Source organism: Azoarcus sp. KH32C (assembly GCF_000349945.1).
Classification (GTDB): Bacteria; Pseudomonadota; Gammaproteobacteria; order Burkholderiales; family Rhodocyclaceae; genus Aromatoleum.
In genome coordinates this window covers 1865178-1887653 of record NC_020516.1, presented here as the reverse complement: position 1 = coordinate 1887653, position 22476 = coordinate 1865178, and the positions used below count along the sequence as shown (strand labels likewise).

Here is a 22476-nt window from a genome sequence, read left to right as displayed (position 1 = left end):
GAGGCGACCATGGCCCGTTTCTTCATCGATAGGCCCATCTTTGCGTGGGTCATCGCGATCGTCATCATGCTCGCCGGCGCGCTGTCCATCCTCAAGCTGCCGGTGTCCCAGTACCCGTCGATCGCCCCTCCGGCGGTCGCGATCAACGCCCGTTATCCCGGCGCATCCGCGAAGGCGGTCGAAGACTCCGTCACCCAGATCATCGAACAGAAGATGACCGGCCTCGACGGACTGCTCTACATGGGTTCGTCGAGCGACTCCTTCGGCAACGCGACGGTCACGCTGACCTTCAATGCCGGCACAAACCCCGACATTGCCCAGGTCCAGGTCCAGAACAAGCTGCAACTGGCGCTGCCGCTGCTGCCGCAGGCCGTGCAGCAGCAAGGCGTGCAGGTCGCGAAGTCCGCGCGCAACTTCCTGATGGTGATCGGCTTCGTCAACGACGGTGGCCAGCAGAGCGCGGTCGACCTGTCGGACTTCCTCGTCTCCAGCGTCCAGGACCCGCTGTCGCGCGTGCCCGGCGTCGGCGAGGTGACGGTATTCGGCGCGCAATACGCGATGCGGATCTGGCTCGATCCGGCAAAGCTCAACAACTTCCGGCTCACGCCCTCGGACGTGCGCACGGCGATCCTCGCTCAGAACACCCAGGTGTCCGCCGGCCAGCTCGGCGGCACGCCCTCGCTGCCGGGTCAGGGCTTCACCGCCAACATCACGGCGCAAAGCCGGCTGAAGAGCGTCGATGAGTTCCAGGCGATCCTGCTGCGCACCTCGGCCCAAGGGAGCGAAGTGCGCCTCGGTGACGTCGCGCGCATCGAGATCGGCGCCGAGAACTACGGCACCCTCGCGCGCTACAACGGCCAACCGGCCGCGGGTATCGCGGTCAAGCTCGCCGCGGGCTCCAACGCCATCGCGACGGCGACCGCGGTGCGGGCGAAGCTCGACGAAATGCAGCGCTTCTTCCCGGCGGGCGTGAAGGTCGTCGTCCCCTACGACACGACCCCCTTCGTGAAGATCTCGATCGAGGAAGTGGTCAAGACGCTGATCGAGGCGATCGCGCTGGTCTTCCTCGTGATGTTCCTGTTCCTGCAGAACATCCGCGCAACCCTGATCCCGACGATCGCCGTGCCGGTCGTGCTGCTCGGCACCTTCGGCGTGATGGCGGCGGCCGGCTTCTCGATCAACACGCTGACGATGTTCGGCGTGGTGCTCGCGATCGGCCTGCTCGTCGACGACGCAATCGTGGTCGTCGAGAACGTCGAGCGCGTGATGACCGAAGAAGGCCTGTCGCCGAAGGAAGCGACCAAGAAATCGATGGGCCAGATCACCGGTGCGCTGGTCGGCATCGGCCTCGTGCTCGCGGCGGTGTTCGTGCCGATGGCCTTCTTCGGCGGTTCCACGGGCGTGATCTATCGCCAGTTCTCGATCACCATCGTCTCGGCGATGGCGCTGTCGGTGCTGGTCGCGATCGTCTTTACGCCGGCGCTGTGCGCAACCATGCTGAAGCCCGTAGAAAAGGGCCACGAGCACGGCGAAGGCGGCTTGTTCGGCGGCTTCTTCCACTGGTTCAACGGGATGTTCGCGCGCAACACTCAGCGCTACGAATCGGCCGTCGGCCGCATCGTCCATCGCAGTGTGCGCTTCCTTGCGATCTACGTCGCGATCATCGCGGTGCTGGGCCTGCTCTTCCTGCGCCTGCCGACCTCCTTCCTGCCGGAAGAAGACCAGGGCTTCATGTTCAACCAGGTCATGCTGCCCGCCGGTGCCACGCAGGAACGCACGCTCGAAGTGCTGAAGAAAGTCGAGCACCACTTCCTCGAGACCGAGAAGGACACGGTCAGGTCCCTCTTCACGGTCGCCGGCTTCAGCTTCGGCGGCAGCGGCCAGAACATGGGGATCGGTTTCGTGAATCTGAAGCCGTGGGATGAACGCAAGGGACCGGGCATGAGCGTCAAGGCCGTCGCCGGCCGCGCGATGGCCGCGTTCTCGCAGATCCGCGAGGCAATGGTGTTCGCCTTCGTGCCGCCCGCCGTGGTCGAACTCGGCACCTCGAACGGCTTCGACGTCCAGTTGCAGGACCGCTCCGGTCTCGGCCACGACGCGCTGGTCGCCGCGCGCAACCAGTTCCTCGGCATGGCGGCGCAGGACAAGCGTCTCGTCGGCGTGCGTCCGAACGGCCAGGAAGATATGCCCGAGTACCAGCTCGACATCGACCACGCCAAGGCGACGGCGCTGGGCGTTTCGGTGAGCGACATCAACGACACGCTGTCGACGGCCTGGGGCGGCGCTTATATCAACGATTTCCTGGACCGCGGCCGCATCAAGAAGGTCTATCTGCAGGCCGACGCGAACGCCCGCATGAAGCCGGAAGACCTCGAGAAATGGTACGTCCGCAACAGCCAGGGCCAGATGGTGCCGTTCTCGGCCTTCACGCACGCGAAATGGACTTACGGTTCGCCGCGACTGGAGCGCTACAACGGCCAGCCCTCGATCGAGGTGCTCGGCCAGGCCGCGCCGGGCCTGTCTTCCGGCGACGCGATGGCGGCGGTCGAGGAGATTATCGCCAAGCTGCCGCCGGGCATTGGCTACGAGTGGTCCGGCACCTCCTACGAGGAGCGCCGCTCGGGTGCGCAGGCGCCTGCGCTGTACGCGTTGTCGCTGCTGGTCGTGTTCCTGTGCCTCGCCGCGCTGTATGAGAGCTGGTCGGTGCCCTTCGCCGTGATGATGGTCGTGCCGCTGGGCGTGCTCGGCGCGTTGCTGGCCGCGACCGGCCGCGGGCTGTCGAACGACGTGTATTTCCAGGTCGGTCTGCTCGCGACGATCGGCCTGTCGTCGAAGAACGCGATCCTGATCGTCGAATTCGCGAAGGCCCAGATGGAGGAAGGCAAGGACCTGATCGATGCGACGCTCGAAGCGGTGCGCATGCGCTTGCGCCCGATCCTGATGACCTCGCTCGCGTTCGGCCTCGGCGTGCTGCCGCTGGCGATCTCGACCGGCGCCGGCTCGGGCAGCCAGAACGCCATCGGCACCGGCGTGCTCGGCGGCACCATCGCCGCGACGGCGCTGGGTATCTTCTTCGTGCCGCTCTTCTACGTCGTAATCAAGCGCATCTTCAAGGACAAACCCGCGCAGGACGAGGCAAACGTCTCTGCGCCCGCTGCCCAGGAGGCCAGCCGATGACTTCGCTCCGCACCCTCACCGTCGCGCTCGCCGCGACGCTGGCCGGCGCCTGCACGACGCTGATCCCGGACTACCTGCGTCCGGCTGCGCCTGTTCCAGCCACCTTCCCGGCCGCCTTCCCCGACGCGGGCGCCACGGCACCGGCGGCCACGCCGGCAGACGCGATCGCATGGCGCGATTACTTCGCCGACTCGCGACTGCGCGAGCTGATCGACCTCGCACTGCAGAACAACCGCGATCTGCGCGTTGCCGCGCTCAACATCGAAAAGGCGCGCGCGCAATACGGCATCCAGCGTGCCGACCTCTTCCCGTCGATCGGCGCCACCGCCGGCGAGACGGCGCAACGCATGCCGGGCGACCTGAGCCGCAGCGGCGAGGCTGCGACGACGCGCCAGTTCAGCGCGACGGTCGGCTTCTCCGCCTACGAACTCGATTTCTTCGGCCGCATCCGCAGCCTCAACGAGCAGGCGCTGGAGCAGTATCTCGGCACCGAAGAGGCGCGGCGCAGCGCCCAGATCAGCCTCATTGCCGAAGTCGCCAACGACTGGCTGCGGCTCGCAGCCGACCGCGACCGGCTCGCGCTGGCCCGGAGCACCCTGGGCACGCGCCAGAAATCCCTCGACCTGACGCAGCGCAGCTTCGACGTCGGTGCGACGTCGGCGCTCGACCTGCGCCAGGCGCAGACCTTGTTCGAAAGCGCGCGTGCGGACGTCGCCCGCTACACCGCCGTCGTCGCCCAGGACCAGAACGCGCTGGCGCTCGTGATCGGGGCTCCGGTGCCGCCGCATCTGATGCCTGACGCACTGGCAGATACGGTCGCGGCCGTCGCGGAACTGCCTGCCGGCGTCCCCTCGGACGTGCTGACGCGCCGTCCCGACGTGCTACAGGCCGAACGTCAGCTACGCGCCGCGAACGCCAACATCGGCGCCGCCCGCGCGGCCTTCTTCCCGCGAATCACGCTGACCGCGAGCGCCGGCACCGCGAGCAGCACGCTCGACGGTCTCTTCCAGTCGGGCTCGGGCACCTGGAGCTTCATCCCGCAGATCACGCTCCCGATCTTCGAAGCCGGCCGCCTCAACGCCAGCCTCGAATCGGCGAAGGTGCAGCGCGAGATCAGCGTCGCCCAGTACGAAAAGGCCATCCAATCGGCTTTCCGCGACGTCTCCGACGCGCTGGCGGACCGCGCGACGTTGACCGAGCAACTCGATGCGCGGCGCAAGCTCGTCGATGCAACCGAAGCGAGCTTCAAGCTCTCCGAGGCGCGCTACAAGGCCGGCATCGACAGCTACCTCGGACTGCTCGATGCGCAGCGCAACCTCTACAGCGCCCAGCTCGACCTGATCAGCGTCCGCCAGTCCGACGCTGCCAACCGGGTGACCCTCTACCGGGCGCTCGGCGGCGGCTGGCAGTAAGGTTCAGCGCGAGAACCCCGCGCCGGATGTCAAGACGAGGAACGCCTCGGCAAGCCCATTGTCGGATCGATGCGGGTCGGAAAGGCTCGCAAACATGGGAAGACATCCGGCATGCGGCCCACCAACTGGTATTCCCAATTCGCAAAATCCGCCGCACATTTTTGCGGGCGACCGCCCGTGTTCGCTATCGCCGTCCTCATCATCGTGGTCTGGGTGGTCACCGGCCCGCTCTTCGGCTTCAGCGACACGTGGCAGCTGGTCATCAACACCGGAACGACGATCGTCACGTTCCTGATGGTTTTCCTGATTCAGAACACCCAGAACCGCGACACTGAGGCGATCCAGGTCAAGCTGGATGAGCTGATACGGGCGACAAAAGGCGCCCATAACGCGCTCCTCGACCTGGAAGAACTGGAGGAAGAGGATCTCGACGCATTCCGGAAGCGATATGAGACGCTGGCCGGCGACGCACGCGCCGAACTCCGCCGTGGAACAGAGGACACGGGTACACCGGAGCCCTGATCATGGAAGGCCTGCTGCCGCCCTTTTATGGCTGAGAGCGTGCCTCTACGCGCGTCTCAGTGCTTGATCAGCGGGCAGTCGCTCTCCGCCAGCGGCTTGAAAGCCTGCTCGGCCGGAATGGTCCGCAGGATGCGCAGGTAGTCCCAGGGCTCCTTGACCTCGCTGGGCTTCTTCACCTCCAGCAGATAGGTGTCATGGACCATGCGGCCGTCCTCGCGCAGGCGGGCGTTGCGCACGATTGGGTCGTGGATTGGTAGTTCGCGCATCTTCGCGACGACGGTCGCCCCCTTGTCGCTGCCGCTCGCGTCCACGGCTTTGAAGTAATGGGTGAGCGCCGAGTAGACGCCGGCCTGTAGGTCGTTGGGCATCGCCCCCGTCCGGGCGTAGAAGCGCTCCGACCATGCGCGCGTCTCGGGGTCCCGGTTCCAGTAGAACGAATGGGCGAGCTTGAGCCCTTGGGCGAGCTGCGGCTTTATCATGTGCACGTCGTTGAGCGTCGTGGCGACCGCCGCGAGCACCGTTCGGCCCTTGCTCACGCGCTGCAGGTCGTAGCTCTGGCGTACGGCGCGGATCAGGTCTTCGCCCGCGTTGATCAGCGCGATGCCGTCCGCACCCGACTCGGCGGCTTGGCGCAGGCGCCCGAAGAGCTGTTCTTCGCCCAGACGGTGATGCACCGTGCCGACAACTTCGCCGCCGGACGAGCGAATCACCTTCGCCAGGTCGCCTTCGACATTGGCCCCGAAGGCATTGTCGACACTGACGAAATACCACGAATGTGCGCCTGCCCGGGTCAGTTCGCGGCCGATCGCCGTCGTGAAGGCGTAGCCGTCGTACATCCAGTGGATGCCCGTAGGGGCGCAGCGTGCCCCTGTGATCGCCGAAGTCATCACGCCGTTGTAGAAGACCACGGCCCCCCGCGTACGGTTCAGCTCCTGCACCGCCAAAGCCGTGGGCGAGCCGACGACATCCGCGATGACGTCCACGCCCTCCTCGTCCAGCCAGCGGCGCGCGATGTTCACCGCCCGGTCGACGTCGTTGCCGTGGTCCGCGACAAGCAGCCGGATCGGCTTGCCGGCGACCTTGCCCCCGACATCTTCGATCGCCATTTGCGCGGCCGCTTCCGATCCGCTGCCGCCCAGGTGCGCGTAGATCGATGTCATGTCGAGCAGCAGGCCGACGCGGATTTCGCCGTCGGAAATTGCGGCTGGCGCGGCGCCCGCAGCCAGAAAACCGGTGAGCCCGAACGCTAGCGCGGTGAGGCGCCGACGCCACTTGCTGCCCGGCTGTGCACAGTGCCCGGAAAATTGACGGTGGCCGCTATTGTCCATCGATGCGTGTTGAGTGGAAAATGCCAAGGATCATAAGAGTGCCGAAGTCGGGCCACAAGCAAAGCCTGCACGGCCGAGAGGGGAAGTTTTGGTGACGGTCCAATCGAGGGTGGCTCAGCGCTTGCCCTTCATCATATATGCGATCGCGGTGCTGGCGGGCCTGGCGCTGACGATCGGGTTTGCCCGTTTCAACACGCTGCACGAAGAATTCCTCGCTGCCAACTTCGACGCAGTACATGGCGCCCGCACCTTGCTGAAGGCCCGCTACTTTCTCGGCCAGGCCCAGGAACGTATCGAGCACGCGCAGGACGGCGCGAAGCGCCGCCAGCTCCTCGAGCATGCGGACGAAGCCCTGGCGCTCGCGGAAAACTACGGCGCGGAAGGCCAGGACGACGATCCGGCCATGCGTCGCGCCCTCGTCACCCGCATCGCCTCGATCCGCAGCGCCCTCACCAACATCGACGACGCCTCGCCTCCTTCCCAACTGGCCAAGCTCAACGCCTCGGTGCGCGTCCTTGCGTCGGACTTCGAGGCGGCCGAGCTCGACCGCTGGGGCATGCTGTCTTCGCTCAACGCCGAACTCGCGCTGCGCATGAACCGCATGCGCCAGTTCCTCTTCGCCATTGTCGGCGGGTTCGTTCTCCTCATGGCGATGCTGGGCTGGGCCCTGCTGCATGCGCGTCGCGCCGAGGCCGATCTGCGGCGGGCCAAGGACGAGCTGGAGGCGGTCCAGCAGACGACGCTGGACGCCGCAGCCATCGGCATCGCCTACGTGAGTTCGAGCAACCCCGCCAATCGTCGCATCGTCCGGGCGAACGAGCAGATGGCGGCGATCTTCGGCTACCCGGCGGCCGAGCTCATCGGCCTCAGAACGTCCGCGCTGTTCCCGAACTCCGACAGCCAGCACCATCTCCACCGCCACGTGCTGCCGCGCCTCGCCGCCGGCAAGGTCTTGCGCGCCGAGACGCAGATGCGGCGCCGCGACGGCGAAGTGTTCTGGTGCGCCTTGTCCGGCAAGGCCATCGACCCCGACGATCTCGGTCGCGGTGTGGTATGGACCTTCGAGGACATCGGCGAGCGCAAGGCGGCCGAAGCGGAATTGCGCGTCGCGCGCGAACGCGCGGAAGCGGCAAGCCGGGCGAAGAGCGAATTCCTCGCCAACATGAGCCACGAGATCCGGACGCCCTTCACCGGCATCCTCGGCGTGCTGGACCTGCTGCGCCACACCGCCCTGACCGACAAGCAGAACGACTACGTCCGCCTCGCCCACGACAGCGCCAGCCAGTTGCTCGGCATCGTCAACGACATCCTCGATATTTCGCGCATCGAGGCCGGCAAGCTCGTGATCCGGCCCGAAGGCTTTGCCCCGCGCACGCTGTTCGACGACATCGCGCAGGTCCACGCCACGGCCGCCGCGCGCAAGAATCTTTCCTTCGAGCCTTCGTGCGAGGGCGAGATTCCGCTAGTGGTCCACGGCGACCCGGTGCGGCTGCGCCAGGTCGTGGACAACCTGCTGAGCAACGCGGTGAAGTTCACGACCAGCGGCGGCGTTCAGCTCAACATCCACTGGCAGCACCAGGACGAGGACCGCGGCCGTTTGCGGGTAGAAGTGCGCGACAGCGGGATCGGGATTCCGCCCGAGTTCCAGCACTGCATCTTCGAGAAGTTCACCCAGGCTGACTCGTCGACAACGCGCCTCTTCGGCGGCAGCGGCCTCGGCCTGACGATCTGCCGGCAGCTGGTGGGCATGATGGGCGGCGAACTCGGACTGGAAAGTGCTCCGGGCAAAGGCAGCCTCTTCTGGTTCGAGCTGCCGCTGGATATCGCTACCGCCGCCCCCTCAGGCGACCAGCTTCCGCTGGTCCCGATCGCAAGGGTACGGCTCGCGGGCGTGCGCGTCCTGCTCGCCGACGACGTCGATATCAGTCAGATCGTGCTCGGCGAGCACCTGCGCGCCGCAGGCTGCGAGGTCCGTTCGGCCTGCAACGGCGAAGAGGCGATCACGCTCGTGCAGGAATGGTCGCCCGATCTCGTGCTGATGGACTGCCAGATGCCCGGCACCGACGGCTACGAGGCGACGCGGCGGATCCGCCTGCTCGAGGGAACGACGAAGCATACGCCCGTCATTGCCCTGACCGCGTTCGCGATGAGCGGCGACCGCGACAAATGTCTCGCGGCCGGGATGGACGACTACCTGTCGAAACCCGTCGACCGCAACACCCTGCTCGACAAGCTGGTCGAATGGCTGCCCGGCGGCAAGGACAAGCCCAAGACCGACGCGCCGGGCGGCTTCGTCGGCCGCATCCTGCTGGTCGACGACGATCCCAGCATCCGCGAGGCGAGCCGTGGACTCCTCGAATCGCTGGGATGCGAAGTCCGGCTCGCGGCCTCCGGCGCGGAAGCCCTCGCGGTCGGCGAGACCGACACCGATCTCGACCTCGTGCTGATGGATTGCCGGATGCCGGGAATGGACGGTTGGACGACGAGCCGGGCGTGGCGCGAACGCGAGCGCACACTCGGGCTGCCGCCCACCGCCATCATCGCCCTCACCGCAGGCGAACGCGACGAGAGCGTGGACGTGTGCCAGGCTGCGGGCATGGACGACTTCCTCGGCAAACCCTTCTCGCCCGCTCAACTGAAAGAGTTGCTGTCGCGCTGGCTCATTGGGGCATGAGGACCGCCTGGTCTCGTCGGCTCCGTTGCCTATACTTCGAACGTCATACTCTGAACGGCCGGCGCGTAGGCATGTCCGGCCGATGCTCCGGGAATTGGATCGCGGTCTGAGATACCCCGATTGACTCGAAGCCGATAGGGCTGTGATACTGCAGGGAATGCATCTTGAATTCCCGATTTTCATGGCACTGCGCAGCATCGGACAAAAAATTCTCCTTGTCGTCGGACTCGCTGCCAGCGTTGGGATGACCGTAAGCCTTTGGGCTTACTCGCTCGCGCAGGAAAAGGGCATGCGGGAGCAAAACGAGCGTTCGATGACGCAGACCGTCGAATCCGTCATCAAGGGCCTGCAAAGTGTCATGCTGGCTGGGGATGCGGACATCGCGCAGGCGTTTTCGGACCGGCTGAAGACGGTCGAAGGTGCACAAGATTTCCGCATCCTGCGCGTCGACGGCACTGAAGCATTCCGCGACAACCAGACCATTCGGGCCGTCAATCAGTACAAGGGCGAGGAGGCCTTTCCGGAACGGGACGAGGAACAGATCGTGCCCGTCCTGCCAAAGGATTCTCCGGATCTGCTGCGCGCCGGCACCAGCGAGAAACCCGTACCGCTCTATACCGCCGCCGGCCCCGACGGCAAGCCGTCGATGACCATGCTCGCGCCGATCATGACGACGCGGGGCTGCAAGAAGTGCCACGGCGACGAGACGCGGCTGCTCGGCTTCATCAAGTTCTCGGTGACGCTCGCCGCACTCGAACACGACATCGCCGAGGCGAATCAACGCGCAGTCGCCCTCATCGTCGCGAGCCTGCTGCTGACGCTGATCTTCACCGCCGCCATCCTGCGCCGTTCGGTTTCGCAACCCATCGCGCGTGTCACCGAGGCGATGCGCAGGGCCGCCGGCGGAGACCTCAATAGCCGCGCGGTGGCCGGCGGCAGCGATGAAGTCGCCCAGATGGCAAGCAGCTTCAACACGATGACTGCATCGCTCAAGCACGCATACGACGGCATGCAGCGCGAGCAGGACAAACTGACCACCATCATCCGCTCCGCAAAGGAAGCGATCATCGTCGCCGACGCGACCGATCGCGTGACGCTGGTAAACCCGTCGGCGGAGACGCTGCTTGGGAAAAGCATCCAGCAGATTAAGCACGGCAGCTTTATCGACATCCTCGACGACACCGACCTGATGACGCGTCTGCTCGACGACCCGGACGGTTCCCCGGAAATCATCCGTCGCGGCGAGCTGATCCTGTCCGCGCAGGCGTCGCGCATCAATGCCGATGATGGCCATCTCGCCGGAAGCGCCGCCCTGATCCGCGACATCACGATCGAGAAGAATCTCGAAGAGGAGTTGCGCAAGCTCTCCACCACCGACGCCCTGACCAGCTTGTTCAACCGGCGCTTCCTCGACGACACGCTTACCAAGGAGCTCGCCCGGGCACAGCGTTACGGGCACCCGTTGTCCATCCTCATGCTCGACGTCGATCACTTCAAGAAATTCAACGATCGGCACGGTCACGAAATGGGTGACCGCGTGCTGAAGGCCGTCGCCGGCGCGATGCGCGAGACCCTGCGCCAGCAGGACTTCCCCTGCCGCTATGGCGGCGAGGAGTTCCTGGCGATTCTCCCGGAAACCTCCGGCCCGGGCGCATTCAATGCGGCGGAGCGATTGCGGCAGGCCATCGCCGCGCTGAACGTCGAGGGCCTGTCGGTCACTACCTCGATCGGTTGCGCATCGTTCCCGGACATCATGGCCGATTCGGCCGATAACCTGATCGAGTGCGCCGACGGTGCGCTCTACACGGCGAAGGAACGGGGCCGAAATCGCTGCGCGGTCGCAGCGGCAGCAATCCTGGACAAATCGGAAGTCGGCGCGTGAAGAATAACCCGATGATTACACACGCCGTGCTTGTTTCATTGGCCGTCTCGCTGAGCCTGGCTGGCAGCCTCGCCCGTGCCGCTGGCGACCCTGGGGCCGGGGCCCTGATCTTCGAGGAAGAATGCAGCGAGTGCCACACCTACACCGGCAAGAACAAGAAAGGCCCGACCCTGCGAGGCGTCATTGGCCGCAAGGCGGGCAGCGCCGCCGGGTACGACGATTATTCTGACGCTGTCAAAAAAAGCGACCTCGTATGGACCCCCGAGGCAATAGACCGGTATCTCACCAAGCCGGCGAAGTTTTCCCCCAGCATCAAGATGAAATACGAAGGTCTGCCGAGTCCGAAGGACCGTGCCGACCTGATCGAATTCCTGAAAACAAAGAAATGACGCAGCGATAGGAACCTGCGGCATCAGGAAAACGGCCGACCTCATCGACCGAAGTGTCGTCCATCGTGACAAGGGGAATACCAGAGTGTCAGGAAGCAGTCCACTTTCGCGCGCGGTCGCGCGCCATCTCGTCAGACTCGGCCTCGCGGGCGCCTTGCTCGCCGCCTCGTTCTCGGCCTTGGCGGTACCCAACTTCGCCCGCCAGACCAAGCAGGAATGCGCCACATGCCATGTCGGCTCGTTCGGCCCGCAGCTCACGCCCTACGGGATGCAGTTCAAACTCGGCGGCTATACCGAAGCGACGGGCGAGATCAGCCCGGTACCCCTTTCGGCAATGCTCGTCGCAGGCTTCACCAGCACCAAGGATGATCTTCCGGAGGCCCCAAGGCACTACCGGACCAATGACAACAGCGCCATCGGCGAGGCCTCGATTTTTCTGGCGGGCAAGCTTCTGGACAACCTCGGTGCCTTTGTGCAGGCCACGTGGGAAGGCGTTTCGCGGCGCTGGGCGATGGACAGCATGGATCTGCGCTATGCCCGCAAGACAAGCATCGGTGGAGAAGACATGCTGCTTGGTGCCTCGTTCAACAACCGCCCAACGGTGCAGGACCCGTTGAATACGACGCCGGTGTGGAGTTTCCCGTTCACGGGCGCGCCCGAGGATTTTGCGCCCGTCCCGGAAGCGAGCCCGGTCATCGCCGGCGCGCTCGACGGTCGCGTCTTCGGCCTGACGGGCTATGTCTTCACTACGAATGGCTTCTACGCCGAGGCGGGCGGCTATCGCGCAGCGACTCAGCGCTATCTGCTGGACACCAACGCAATCACCGACAAGACAGACGCCGGCGAAAAACTCCAGGGGACCGCGCCTTACTGGCGCCTGGCCTACATCAAGGACCGCACACGGGAGAAGAGCCGCGACATGTACTCGGTCGGAATCTTCGGCATGAACTCGCGGCTGCGCGATTTCAATTCGGCCGGGCCCAGCGACCGCTTTGAGGATGTGGGAGTGGATGCCAATTACCAGTACATCGGCAATCGCACCCACGTCTTCACGGCAAGCGGCAGCTACATTGCCGAGCGGCAGACCCTCCTCGATACGCCGGCCGAACATCGGCACCTCCGGCTAGACCAGCTCAAGCTGACGACCTCCTACCATTACGACAAGACCTACGGCGCGACCCTCAGCCGTTTCGACACCAAAGGTTCGTCCGACGACATCCGCTACGCGAACGGCAAACCGGACTCGAATGGCTGGATCCTGCAATTCGACTGGACGCCCTTCGGCAAGGCTGATTCATGGCTGGAGCCGTGGGTTAACCTGCGCGTGGGCATCCAGTACACCCATTACGACAAGTTCGACGGCACCTCGTCGGGCGCCTCCGGCAATAACAGCACCTATCTCTTCGCCTGGACTGCATTCTGACGTCCGGGGCGTCAACGGGAGCGCACTCGCGCTCCCGTCTTCATGTCACCGCAATAGGGCGTTCAACGCGTCCAACGCCTTGCTGCCGGGACACAGGTAGGCATCGCCCAACTGGTTCAGCGGCTTCTCGACCGTGTTCAGGTGCGCGTGCATGTCCTGGCCGCTGCTGTCGATATACAGCAGGCCGGTGACGATCTCGCCGAGGGCCTGGCGTCCCTGCAGGTAATGGATGGCGCCGATGCGGTCCGAAGGGTCGTAGTCGTCCCCGAGCTTCCTCAGGTGCAGGATCGACCCGTCGTGCTGCACGATCCGGCGCAGCGTGCCCGGCGGATACGACGCCTCGATCGGCGCGCGCGGCAGGATCACGTCGACGCTATTGACCGAAGCGTTGTGCTCGCGCACGTAGTCGTAACTCTTCGTCGAGCCCGCGTGGTTGTTGAAGGTCACGCAGGGGCTGATGACGTCGATGAAGGCCGGGCCGCCGTGGCAGAGCGCCCCCTTGATCAACGGCACGAGCTGCTCCTTGTCCCCCGAGAAGCTCCGGGCGACAAAGGTCGCGCCGAGTTGCAGCGCGAGCGCGGCGAGGTCGATCGGGCTGTCGCTGTTGATGACGCCCTTCTTGCTCTTCGAGCCCTTGTCGGCCGTCGCCGAAAATTGCCCTTTCGTCAGTCCGTACACGCCGTTGTTCTCGACGATGTAGGTCATGTTGACGCCGCGTCGCATCAAGTGGGCGAACTGGCCGAGGCCGATCGAGGCCGAATCGCCGTCGCCCGACACGCCGAGGTAGAGCAGGCTGCGGTTGGCGAGCGACGCCCCGGTCAGCACCGAGGGCATGCGCCCGTGGACGCTGTTGAAGCCGTGGGAGTTGCCGAGGAAGTAATCCGGCGTCTTCGACGAGCAGCCGATGCCCGACATCTTGGCGACGCGGTGCGGCTCGATGTCGAGGTCGAAGCAGGCCTGCACGACCGCGGCGCTGATCGAATCGTGGCCGCAGCCCGCGCACAGCGTCGAGATCGCGCCCTCGTAGTCGCGACGGGTGTAGCCCAGTGCGTTACGCGGGGCGTCGGCGGCGTGGAGTTTCGGTTTCGGCAGATAGGTCATGGGGCCACCTTGCGCAGCGGAGTTCCGATGGGGCTGATCTTGCGCTCGGCGAGCGCGTCGGCGATGCGGCGGGCGATGAAGCGCGCCGTGATCGGCGAGCCGTCGTAATGCAGCACGCGCACGAGCTTCTTGGGATCGATCTCGCCCTCGTTGATGAGGAGCGAACGCAGCTGCGCGCTCTCGTTCTGTTCGACGACGAACACCCAGTCATGCTCCGCGATGAAGCGCATCACCGCGCTGCTGAACGGGAAGGCGCGTACGCGCAAGGTATCGACGTGGACACCGTCGGCTTCGAGCAGCGCGCTGGCCTCGGCCATCGCCGGACTCGTCGAGCCGAAGTAGATCGCGCCGATGTGAGTCGCCTGCGCGGCCTTCTTGAGGATCGGGGCCGGTGCGAGTTCCTTCGCAGTGTCGAACTTCCGGCGCAGCCGCTCCATATTGTAGATGTAGTCGGTGCCGGTCTCGCTGTATTTGGCGTACGGGTTGCGGGTCGTGCCGCGCGTGAAGTACGCGCCCTTGTTCGGATGCGTGCCGGGGATCGTGCGATAGGGAATGCCGTCGCCATCGACGTCGAGGTAGCGGCCGAAGGTCTTCCCGGCTTCGAGGTCTTCAAAGCTCATCAGCTTGCCGCGGTCGTAGCGCCGGTTGTCGTCCCAGTCGAAGGGCGCGCACAGGCGCTCGTTCATGCCGATATCGAGGTCGGACATCACGAAGACCGGCGTCTGCAGCCGTTCGGCGAGATCGAAAGCCTGCGCCGTGAGCGTGAAGCATTCGTAGGGGTCTTCCGGGAAGAGCAGCACGTGGCGCGTGTCGCCGTGCGACGCGTAGGCGCAGGAGATCAGGTCGGACTGCTGCGTGCGCGTGGGCATGCCGGTCGAGGGACTGCCGCGCTGCACGTCGATGATCACCGCGGGGATCTCGGCGAAGAATGCGAGGCCGAAGAACTCCTGCATCAGCGAGATGCCGGGCCCCGAGGTCGCCGTGAAGGCGCGCGCGCCGTTCCAGCCGGCACCGATCACCATGCCGATCGACGCCAGTTCGTCCTCGGCCTGCACAATCGCATAGCGGGCGCGGCCGTTGTCGGGGTCGGTGCGGTACTTGCGGCAGTAGCTCGAGAAGGCTTCGATGACGGAGGTCGACGGCGTGATCGGATACCAGCCTGCGACCGTGGCGCCGCCATACACGGCGCCCAGCCCGCAGGCGCTGTTGCCGTCGATGAAGATGCGGTCGCCGACCGCGTCCGCGCGCCGCACCGTGAGACCGATCGGGCACGGCAGGTTCGCCTTCGCGTAGTCGTAGCCGATCCGCAGCGCATTGACGTTGGCCTGGATGAGCTGATCCTTGCCGCGGTAGCGATCGACGATCAACTTCTCGGCGGCGGCGAACTCCATGTCGAGCAGCGCGATCAGCGCGCCGACGTACATCACGTTCTTGAAGAGCTGACGCTGGCGCGCGTCGGTGTATTCGCGGTTGCACAAGGCCGTGAGCGGCACGCCGAGCACCGTGATGTCCTCACGGAATTTCGACGCGGGCATCGGCTTCGTCGAGTCGTAGAACAGATAGCCACCGGAATCGATCGCGGCAACGTCGCGGTCCCAAGTCTGGGGGTTCATCGCGACCATCAAGTCGCAGCCCGCGCTCGCGCCGAGCCAGCCCGCTTCGGACACACGCACCTCGTACCAGGTCGGCAGCCCCTGGATGTTGGACGGGAAGATGTTGCGCGGCGCGACCGGCACGCCCATGCGGATGATCGAGCGCGCGAAGAGTTCGTTCGCGGACGAGGAGCCCGACCCGTTGACGTTCGCGAACTTGATGACGAAGTCGTTGCAGCGTTGGATGCTCGATAGGGTCATTTCAGGCCTCCACACCTGCCTGCGGCAAGTTCAACACGAATTTCTGCATGTCCCACGCCCCCGTCGGACAACGCTCGGCGCACATGCCGCAGTGCAGGCAGACGTTCTCGTCCTTGACCATCGCGCGGCCGGTCTTGAGCCCTTCGGCAATGTACAGCGCCTGCTCCCGGTCATGCGCCGGTGCCTTGAGCCGCCCGCGCAGTTCATCCTCCTCGCCGTTGCGGGTGAAGGTGATGCATTCGGTGGGGCAGATGTCGACGCAGGCGTCGCACTCGATGCAAAGCTTGGGCGTGAAGACGGTCGCGATGTCGCAGTTGAGGCAGCGTTGCGTCTCGCCGCACGCGAGCGCGACGTCGTAGCCGAGCTCGAACTCGGTCTTGATGTTCTTCAGCGTCTCTTCGAGCGATTTGACCGGCACCTTGTAGCGGAGGTCTTCCGACACCTTGTTGTCGTAGCTCCACTCATGGATGCCCATCTTCTGGCTGACGAGGTTCATCGTCGGCGCGGGCCGCTTCGTCAGCGGCTCGCCGCGGCACAAGAGGTCGATCGAGATCGCGGCCTCGTGGCCCTGCGCGACCGCCGTGATGATGTTCTTCGGCCCCAGCGCCGCATCGCCGCCGAAGAACACGCGAGGCAGCGTCGACTGCAGCGTCTGCGCGTCGAGCACCGGCATGCCGTGGCGGTCGAACTCGATGCCGATGTCGCGCTCGATCCACGGGAAGGCGTTCTCCTGGCCGATCGCGAGCAGCACCTCGTCGCATTCCATGAGCACGTCGGGCTCGCCGGTTGGCACGAGCGCACGATGGCCTGCGTCGTCGTATTCGGCGCGAACCTTCTCGAAGAGCACGCCGGTGAGTTTCCCGTTGTCGTGCGTGAAGGCCTTCTGCACGAGGTAGTTGTGGATCGGGATGCCTTCGTGCATCGCATCCTCCTTCTCCCACGGCGAGGCCTTCATCTCGTCGAAGCCGCTGCGGACGACGACGCGCACGTCCTCGCCACCGAGGCGCCGCGCCGAACGGCAGCAGTCCATCGCGGTGTTGCCGCCGCCGAGCACGATCACGCGCTTCGCGATCTTGTCGATGTGGCCGAAGGCGACGCTCGACAGCCAGTCGATGCCGACGTGGATGTGCGCGGCGGCCTCCTTGCGCCCGGGTAGATCGACGTCGCGGCCCCGTGGCGCGCCCGTGCCGACGAAGACGGCATCCCACTCACCGGTGAGCAACGCCGAGAGGCTCGTCACCCAATGGTCCTGGCGCAGCTCGACGTCGAGCCCGGCGATGTAGCCGCACTCCTCGTCGATGACGCGATCGGGCAGGCGGAACTTCGGGATCTGGCTACGCATCATCCCGCCAGCCGAAGAACCGCCATCGAACACCGTGACCTCGTAGCCGATCACCGCGAGATCACGCGCGACCGTGAGCGACGCGGGCCCCGCGCCGATGCAGGCGACGCGCTTGCCGTTCTTCTGCTTGGGCGGTTGCGGCAGGCGGGCGTGGATGTCGTCCTTGAAATCGGCGGCGACGCGCTTCAACCGGCAGATCGCGACGGGCTCGGTGTCGACGCGCCCGCGCCGGCAGGCCGGCTCGCAGGGGCGGTCGCACACGCGTCCGAGGATGCCGGGGAAGACGTTCGACTTCCAGTTGGTCATGTAGGCCGCAGAAAAATCGCCCGCGGCAATCTGGCGGATGTACTCGGGAACGGCCGTGTGGGCCGGGCACGCCCATTGGCAATCGACGACCTTGTGCAGGTAATCGGGGGCGTTGATGTCTGTCGGCTTCAAGTGCGTCCTTCCTCTTGGGAATAAACATGCGTCTGAATACCCGACTCGACAATGTGCACGATCTGCACCGAAAAGCACGCGGCGGCGCAACAAATTGCGTCGCCTGCCGCGCGACCCATTCAGCATCCGTTCATGTACGGACACGCAGAATGTGTCCCATGCCACTTCGGCATGACGCGAGAGAGAGGAGAACCACCATGGAAACCCGCCACCTGATTGTCGCCGCGACCGCCCTGCTCATCGGAACGAGCGCCTTCGCCGAACCGCAATGCACGATGCCGCAGAACACCGAGGCCGTTGCCCAGACGATGCGCTCGCTCGTCGACACGGGCCATCGTTTCTCGCGCCTGGAGCTCACCAAGGGCAAGTGTTATGAGCTGCATGCCACCGACAAGGACGGCCGCAGCTTAAAGATCTACATCAACCCGGCCGACGGCAGCGCGACGAAATCCGACTCCAAGCGGACGTGATGCGGCCACGAAGGGCGCGCGCGATCGCCTACCCGGTCGTCACGCGCGCCCCGTCGCGGAGCCGGTCGTCCGGATGCACGACGACCTGCTCGCCTTCCTTCACACCCGAAAGCACCTGCGCGCTCAGACCATTGCGCTGGCCCGGCTCGACGCGCCGCTTGACCGCCCTACCCCCCTCGATGACGAAGGCCGCCCAGCCGTCGCCGTCGCGGAACAGGGCGCTCGCCGGGATCTGCAACACGTCCTTGTCCTCCCAGACAATGAAGCTCGCCTCGACGCGATAGCCGTCGCCGAGGCGCTGCCATTGTGCGGGCGGCGACGTGAAGTTGGCGATCACCCAGACGCGCTGCTCCTCGACCCCGAGCGCGGAGACCTTCGTGAAGCCGGCAGGCTCGACGACCCGGACGACGCCTTCCAACGCGCCCTCCCCGCCCCAGCGTTCGAACAGTACGCGCGTGCCGGGCGCGATGCGCACGGCGTCGGCGGACAGAACGTCGACCTCGACTTCGAGGCTGCGCGGATCGCCGATGTCCAGCAGCGGCTGACCGACGGCGATCGCCCCTTCGCTCTTGCGTGGAATCCTCAGCACCTGGCCGGCGACGGGCGAGCGCACGACGATCGGCGCGCCCTTCCCGCCCGCCGCGGCGTAGCCGAGCGCGGTGCGCGCGGCTTCGAGCTCGTGGCGGGCCGTCGATACCGCGAACTGCGCCGAACGCAGCTCCGAGCCGGCACGGTCGGTTTCGGCGACCGCGCGGTCTTCGGCCTCGGCGCTCACGTGGCCCGCCGCCCGCAGGGATCGCGCACGGCGCAGATCCTTGTCAGCGAGATCCGCGCCCGCCTGGGCTGCGCGCATGCGCTGCTCGACGGCACTTGCGTTCGCGAATGCCGCCGCGACGCGCGCCTCGGCCTCGGCCCGGCGGCGCGCATCGAGCACCTCGGAGCGCTGCGGTTCGAGCTCGACGAGCGACTGGCCGGCCTGCACGGCATCTCCGACATCGAGCGCGATGCGCCGCGCGTAGGCCGCGACGGGGGCCGCGACAACATAGCGGTCGACGACGCGCGTCCGCCCCTCCTGTTCGATCGCGACCCGCATCGGCCCGCGCTCGACCGCGCGCGCATCGACGACGAGCGGCTGCGGCCGGAATCCGTGGTAGAGCCCCCAGCCGATCGCGACGGCGATCGCCGCCAGCACGATGCGCCTGCGCCATTGCACTGTGTTCTTCATTGCCTCACTCCGGAGTCTTCAGCACGCCGATCAGGTCCAGCCGGTCGAGCCGCCTCCGGACCGCAAGGCCCGAGAGCATGGACGACACCAGCACGACGGTGACGGCGAACGCATAGGTCCGCGGTTCGAGCACGACCGGGACGCGGAACAGATCGCTCTGCAGCGTGCGAGCGATGTAATAGCACATGCCCTCGCCCAGCCACAGGCCGAGCGGAATCGCGACGAGCGTCAAGATGCCCAGCTCGCCGAGCAGGATGTAGGCGATCTCGGCGCGCGTGAAGCCCAGCACGCGCAGGCTCGCGAGCTCGCGGCCGCGCTCGGTCAGCGCGATGCGGGCGCTGTTGTAGATCACGCCGAACGCGATGATCACGGCAAAGGCCGTGGCGACGTAGGTGAAGAACAGCATCGTCTCGTCCATCATGCGGTTGAAGTTGCGGATCTCCTGGACGCGCTCGGCGACGGCTGCGACGCGCGGTGTTTCCCGCAGCCGCTCGTACAGCCGGCCGAGCTGTGCGCGGTCGACCGACAGATACGCGCCCGAGATCGTCGGGCCCTCGTGCATGAAGCGGTTCAGCGCGGCGAGGTCCATGTAGCCCGACACGCCGAGGTACTCCTTCACGAGCCCGACCACCGTCGCCTCGCGTCGCGGCCGGTCGCCTTCGAGCACCTCGACGACGATGCGCTCGCCGACCCCGACGTCGAGGATCTTGCCGAGATAGTCGGTCAGCAGGATGCCGTCGGGCGGCAGCGGCACCGGGCGCAGCTCGGCGTCGAGCAGGCGCTGGATGTCGCCGCCGGGCTCGACGCCGCGGATACCGGTCCGGTATTCGAGATGTCCGTGCCGCAGCCGCACCGGCACGGCCCGGAACACCTCGACGTGCTCGATGCCCGGCAGGCCGAGCAGGTCAAAGCGCGCGCGATAGGCCGTCGGGTCCGTAAAGCTCACCGACAGATCCTCGCGCTGCGACATGTCGTATTGCACGTTCAGCATGTAGCCGACGGTATCGCGCTGGAAGAGCCCGGTCATGATGATGCCGCAGGCGAGCGCGATGCCCAGCACGGTCACCGCCGACTGCAGCGCGCGGCGGCGGATGTGGCGGACGATCATGCGCGTCGGCTGCGACAGCCAACGCTTCAGGCCGAGCTTCTCGACCCCGGTCTCGTGGTAGTGCGCGGGCGGCTCGGGGCGCATCGCCTGCGCCGGGGAAAGCCGCGCCGCGCGCCACACCGCCATCACCGTGCCGGCGCCAGCCGCCAGCAGGCTCGCCATCGCGGCTTCGACGACCGTCAGGGGCTGCAGGATGAATTTCAGGAAGGGGAAGTAGTAGAACTCCATGTAGATCGCCGACAGCAGCTTCCCGAGCCAGATGCCCAGGCCCGTTCCGCCGATCACTCCGGCACCCGCGATTGCCGCGACGAGCTTCAGGTAATGCCAGAGCACCGCCAGATTGCCGTAGCCGAAGGCCTTCAGCGTCGCGATCTGCTCGCGTTGCATCGCGACCAGCCGCCCGATCACGACGTTGAGCAGGAAGGCCGCGACGCCCATGAACATCGTCGGGAAAAGACTCGCCAGCGTGCCGAGCTGCTGCAGTTCCTGGCCCAGGAAACGATGCGAGCGCTGGTCCACGCGCCCGTAGGCGCCCAAGCCGCCGAACGGGTCGATGAGCTCGTCGACGCGCTCGATCACGTCCTGCTCGTCGGCACCGGGGCGCAGACTCAGCGCGAGGTCGTTGAACGCGCCGTCCAGCTCGTAAGCCTGCCCCAACGCGCGGCGCTCCATCCACATCACGCCGTAACGCTTCGGGTCGGGAAAGGCGGAGCCCGGCCGCAGCTGCTGGATGAACTCCGGCGACAAGGCGGTTCCGACAACCCGCAGCGTCTGCCGCCGCCCCTTCAGGATCGCGTCGAAGCGGCCACCCGGATGCAGCCCATGCGCCTTCGCGAACGGCGTGCTGACGACCACCTCGTCGGCGCGCGCGGGCAGCGGCAGCCGGCCTTCGCGCAGGTGCAAGGCATTGAGCCCGTGCGGCCCGGCATCGGGCAGCGACACCATCAGCGCCGTGACCGGCTCGTCGAAGTCCGGCATTTCAAGCCGCACCTGCGCGACGACGCGCGTGTCGACGGCATCGACTCCCGGGATCGCCGCGATCCGCTGCCGCAGCGACTCGGGTGCGCGCTTGAGCGACGCGAACACCTGGGCGAAGCGGTATTCGCGGTAATAGCTGTCCTGCGTCGTGCGCAATGAGGCGAGCGTCGAGATGAACATCACGTAGGTGCCGACGCCGCACATCACGACCAGCGCGATCGCGAACGCCTGGCCGCGCATGTGCCACAGGTCGCGCCACAGTTTGCGGTCGAGGGCGCGCAGGCTCACCATTGCAGTTCGCTGGCCGCCGCGCGGTGATCGTTGCGCTCGATGCGCACGACGCGCCCGTCGCCGAAATACACGACGCGATCGGCCATCGCGGCGATGACCGCGTTGTGGGTGATGACGACGGTCGTGGTGCCCAGATCGCGGTTCACGCGCGCGATGACGTCCAACACCATCACGCCGGTCTGCGCGTCCAGCGCTCCGGTCGGCTCGTCGCACAGCAGCACCTGCGGCCGCTTCGCGACGGCCCGCGCGATCGCCACCCGCTGCTGCTCGCCGCCCGACATCTGGCTCGGGAAGTGATCCATCCGCTGCGCGAGCCCGACCAGCGCGAGCGCCCCCTCGGGCGCCATCGGGTCGTCGGAGATCTCGGTCACGAGTGCGACATTCTCGCGCGCCGTGAGGCTGGGGATCAGGTTGTAGAACTGGAAGACGAAGCCGACGTGCTCGCGGCGGTAGTGCGTCATCGCCGCATCGTCGTCGACGGTCAGGTCGTGGTCGCCGTAGCGCACGCTGCCGCTCGTCGGCGTGTCGAGCCCGCCGAGGATGTTGAGCAGCGTCGATTTGCCGCTGCCCGAGGGGCCGAGCAGCACGACGAACTCGCCCGGATAGAGATCGAGATCGACGCCGCGCAGCGCCTCGACCCGCACCTCGCCCATCTCGTAGACCTTCGTGAGCCCGCGCGCCTCGAAGATGGGCCGCGGCGGCGCGTCCTGCTGTTCCCGATCCGTCATAGGCGATCCGTCCGGTCTCTCCCTCACAGCCTCCCTCACGGGCAGCTTCGGAGCGATGTCGCATGCCGTGCGGCATCCCAATTGCAATTATATCTTTTCGGCATAGCTGTAACCTTTCTCCGCGGACTTTCATCT

15 protein-coding genes are annotated in these 22476 nt (G+C 66.2%); 8 read left to right on the top strand and 7 right to left on the bottom strand.

What is annotated here, in order from left to right; translation table 11 throughout:
* Window positions 1–9: 9 nt before the first annotated feature.
* The 3 genes from AZKH_RS08300 (at window position 10) to AZKH_RS08290 (ending at window position 5111) form a co-directional block, all read left to right on the top strand.
* On the top strand, window positions 10–3177 hold the full coding sequence (locus tag AZKH_RS08300; RefSeq protein WP_015435303.1) for an efflux RND transporter permease subunit: 3168 nt from the start codon (window positions 10–12) through the stop codon (window positions 3175–3177).
* A complete protein-coding gene (gene adeC / locus AZKH_RS08295; protein WP_015435302.1) occupies window positions 3174–4589 on the top strand; it encodes an AdeC/AdeK/OprM family multidrug efflux complex outer membrane factor in 1416 nt (471 codons plus the stop codon). Before AZKH_RS08300 ends, adeC begins: the two co-directional genes overlap by 4 nt.
* A 69-nt stretch (window positions 4590–4658) precedes the next feature.
* Entirely contained in the window at window positions 4659–5111 is a 453-nt protein-coding gene (locus tag AZKH_RS08290) for a low affinity iron permease family protein (protein WP_369795098.1), read from the top strand.
* Window positions 5112–5167: 56 nt separating this feature from the next.
* Here AZKH_RS08290 and AZKH_RS08285 read toward each other — a convergent pair whose 3' ends face one another.
* Entirely contained in the window at window positions 5168–6439 is a 1272-nt protein-coding gene (locus AZKH_RS08285; RefSeq protein ID WP_015435300.1) for an ABC transporter substrate-binding protein, read from the bottom strand.
* A gap of 121 nt (window positions 6440–6560) precedes the next feature.
* On the opposite strand from AZKH_RS08285, the gene AZKH_RS08280 reads away from it, so the two are divergent.
* The 4 genes from AZKH_RS08280 (at window position 6561) to AZKH_RS08265 (ending at window position 12807) form a co-directional block, all read left to right on the top strand.
* Window positions 6561–9113 (top strand): response regulator, encoded by a 2553-nt coding sequence (locus tag AZKH_RS08280; RefSeq protein WP_015435299.1) that lies wholly within the window; start codon window positions 6561–6563, stop codon window positions 9111–9113.
* A 289-nt stretch (window positions 9114–9402) separates the two neighbouring features.
* On the top strand, window positions 9403–10995 hold the full coding sequence (locus AZKH_RS26260) for a diguanylate cyclase (protein WP_172642459.1): 1593 nt from the start codon (window positions 9403–9405) through the stop codon (window positions 10993–10995).
* On the top strand, window positions 10992–11384 hold the full coding sequence (locus AZKH_RS08270; protein ID WP_015435297.1) for a cytochrome c family protein: 393 nt from the start codon (window positions 10992–10994) through the stop codon (window positions 11382–11384). The genes AZKH_RS26260 and AZKH_RS08270 overlap by 4 nt, the downstream gene beginning before the upstream one ends.
* Before the next feature lie 154 nt (window positions 11385–11538).
* Window positions 11539–12807, top strand: a complete 1269-nt coding sequence (locus AZKH_RS08265; protein ID WP_083903159.1) for a hypothetical protein — start codon at window positions 11539–11541, stop codon at window positions 12805–12807.
* A gap of 45 nt (window positions 12808–12852) precedes the next feature.
* Here the strand turns inward: AZKH_RS08265 and AZKH_RS08260 are convergent, their stop codons facing one another.
* The 3 genes from AZKH_RS08260 to AZKH_RS08250 are packed head-to-tail and all read right to left on the bottom strand — an operon-like array spanning window position 12853 to window position 17541.
* On the bottom strand, window positions 12853–13908 hold the full coding sequence (locus AZKH_RS08260; RefSeq protein WP_015435295.1) for a 2-oxoacid:ferredoxin oxidoreductase subunit beta: 1056 nt from the start codon (window positions 13906–13908) through the stop codon (window positions 12853–12855).
* Window positions 13905–15761, bottom strand: a complete 1857-nt coding sequence (locus AZKH_RS08255) for a 2-oxoacid:acceptor oxidoreductase subunit alpha (protein WP_015435294.1) — start codon at window positions 15759–15761, stop codon at window positions 13905–13907. The genes AZKH_RS08260 and AZKH_RS08255 overlap by 4 nt, the downstream gene beginning before the upstream one ends.
* A gap of 1 nt (window position 15762) precedes the next feature.
* Window positions 15763–17541 (bottom strand): FAD-dependent oxidoreductase, encoded by a 1779-nt coding sequence (locus AZKH_RS08250; RefSeq protein ID WP_015435293.1) that lies wholly within the window; start codon window positions 17539–17541, stop codon window positions 15763–15765.
* Window positions 17542–17738: 197 nt separating this feature from the next.
* Between AZKH_RS08250 and AZKH_RS08245 the strand changes: the two genes are divergently transcribed.
* Window positions 17739–18011, top strand: coding sequence for a PepSY domain-containing protein (locus AZKH_RS08245; RefSeq protein WP_015435292.1), 273 nt, complete (start codon window positions 17739–17741; stop codon window positions 18009–18011).
* Window positions 18012–18039: 28 nt separating this feature from the next.
* On the opposite strand, the gene AZKH_RS08240 is transcribed toward AZKH_RS08245, so the two are convergent.
* Genes AZKH_RS08240 through AZKH_RS08230 form a run of 3 tightly spaced genes read right to left on the bottom strand, consistent with a single transcriptional unit; the run spans window position 18040 to window position 22341 of the window.
* Complete coding sequence (locus AZKH_RS08240; protein WP_015435291.1) at window positions 18040–19236, bottom strand: efflux RND transporter periplasmic adaptor subunit; 1197 nt, start codon at window positions 19234–19236, stop codon at window positions 18040–18042.
* 4 nt (window positions 19237–19240) lie between these two features.
* The gene (locus tag AZKH_RS08235) at window positions 19241–21613 is read right to left on the bottom strand and encodes an ABC transporter permease (protein WP_015435290.1); all 2373 of its coding nucleotides are present in this window, start codon (window positions 21611–21613) and stop codon (window positions 19241–19243) included.
* Window positions 21607–22341, bottom strand: coding sequence for an ABC transporter ATP-binding protein (locus AZKH_RS08230; protein ID WP_015435289.1), 735 nt, complete (start codon window positions 22339–22341; stop codon window positions 21607–21609). Before AZKH_RS08230 ends, AZKH_RS08235 begins: the two co-directional genes overlap by 7 nt.
* Window positions 22342–22476: the final 135 nt, after the last annotated feature.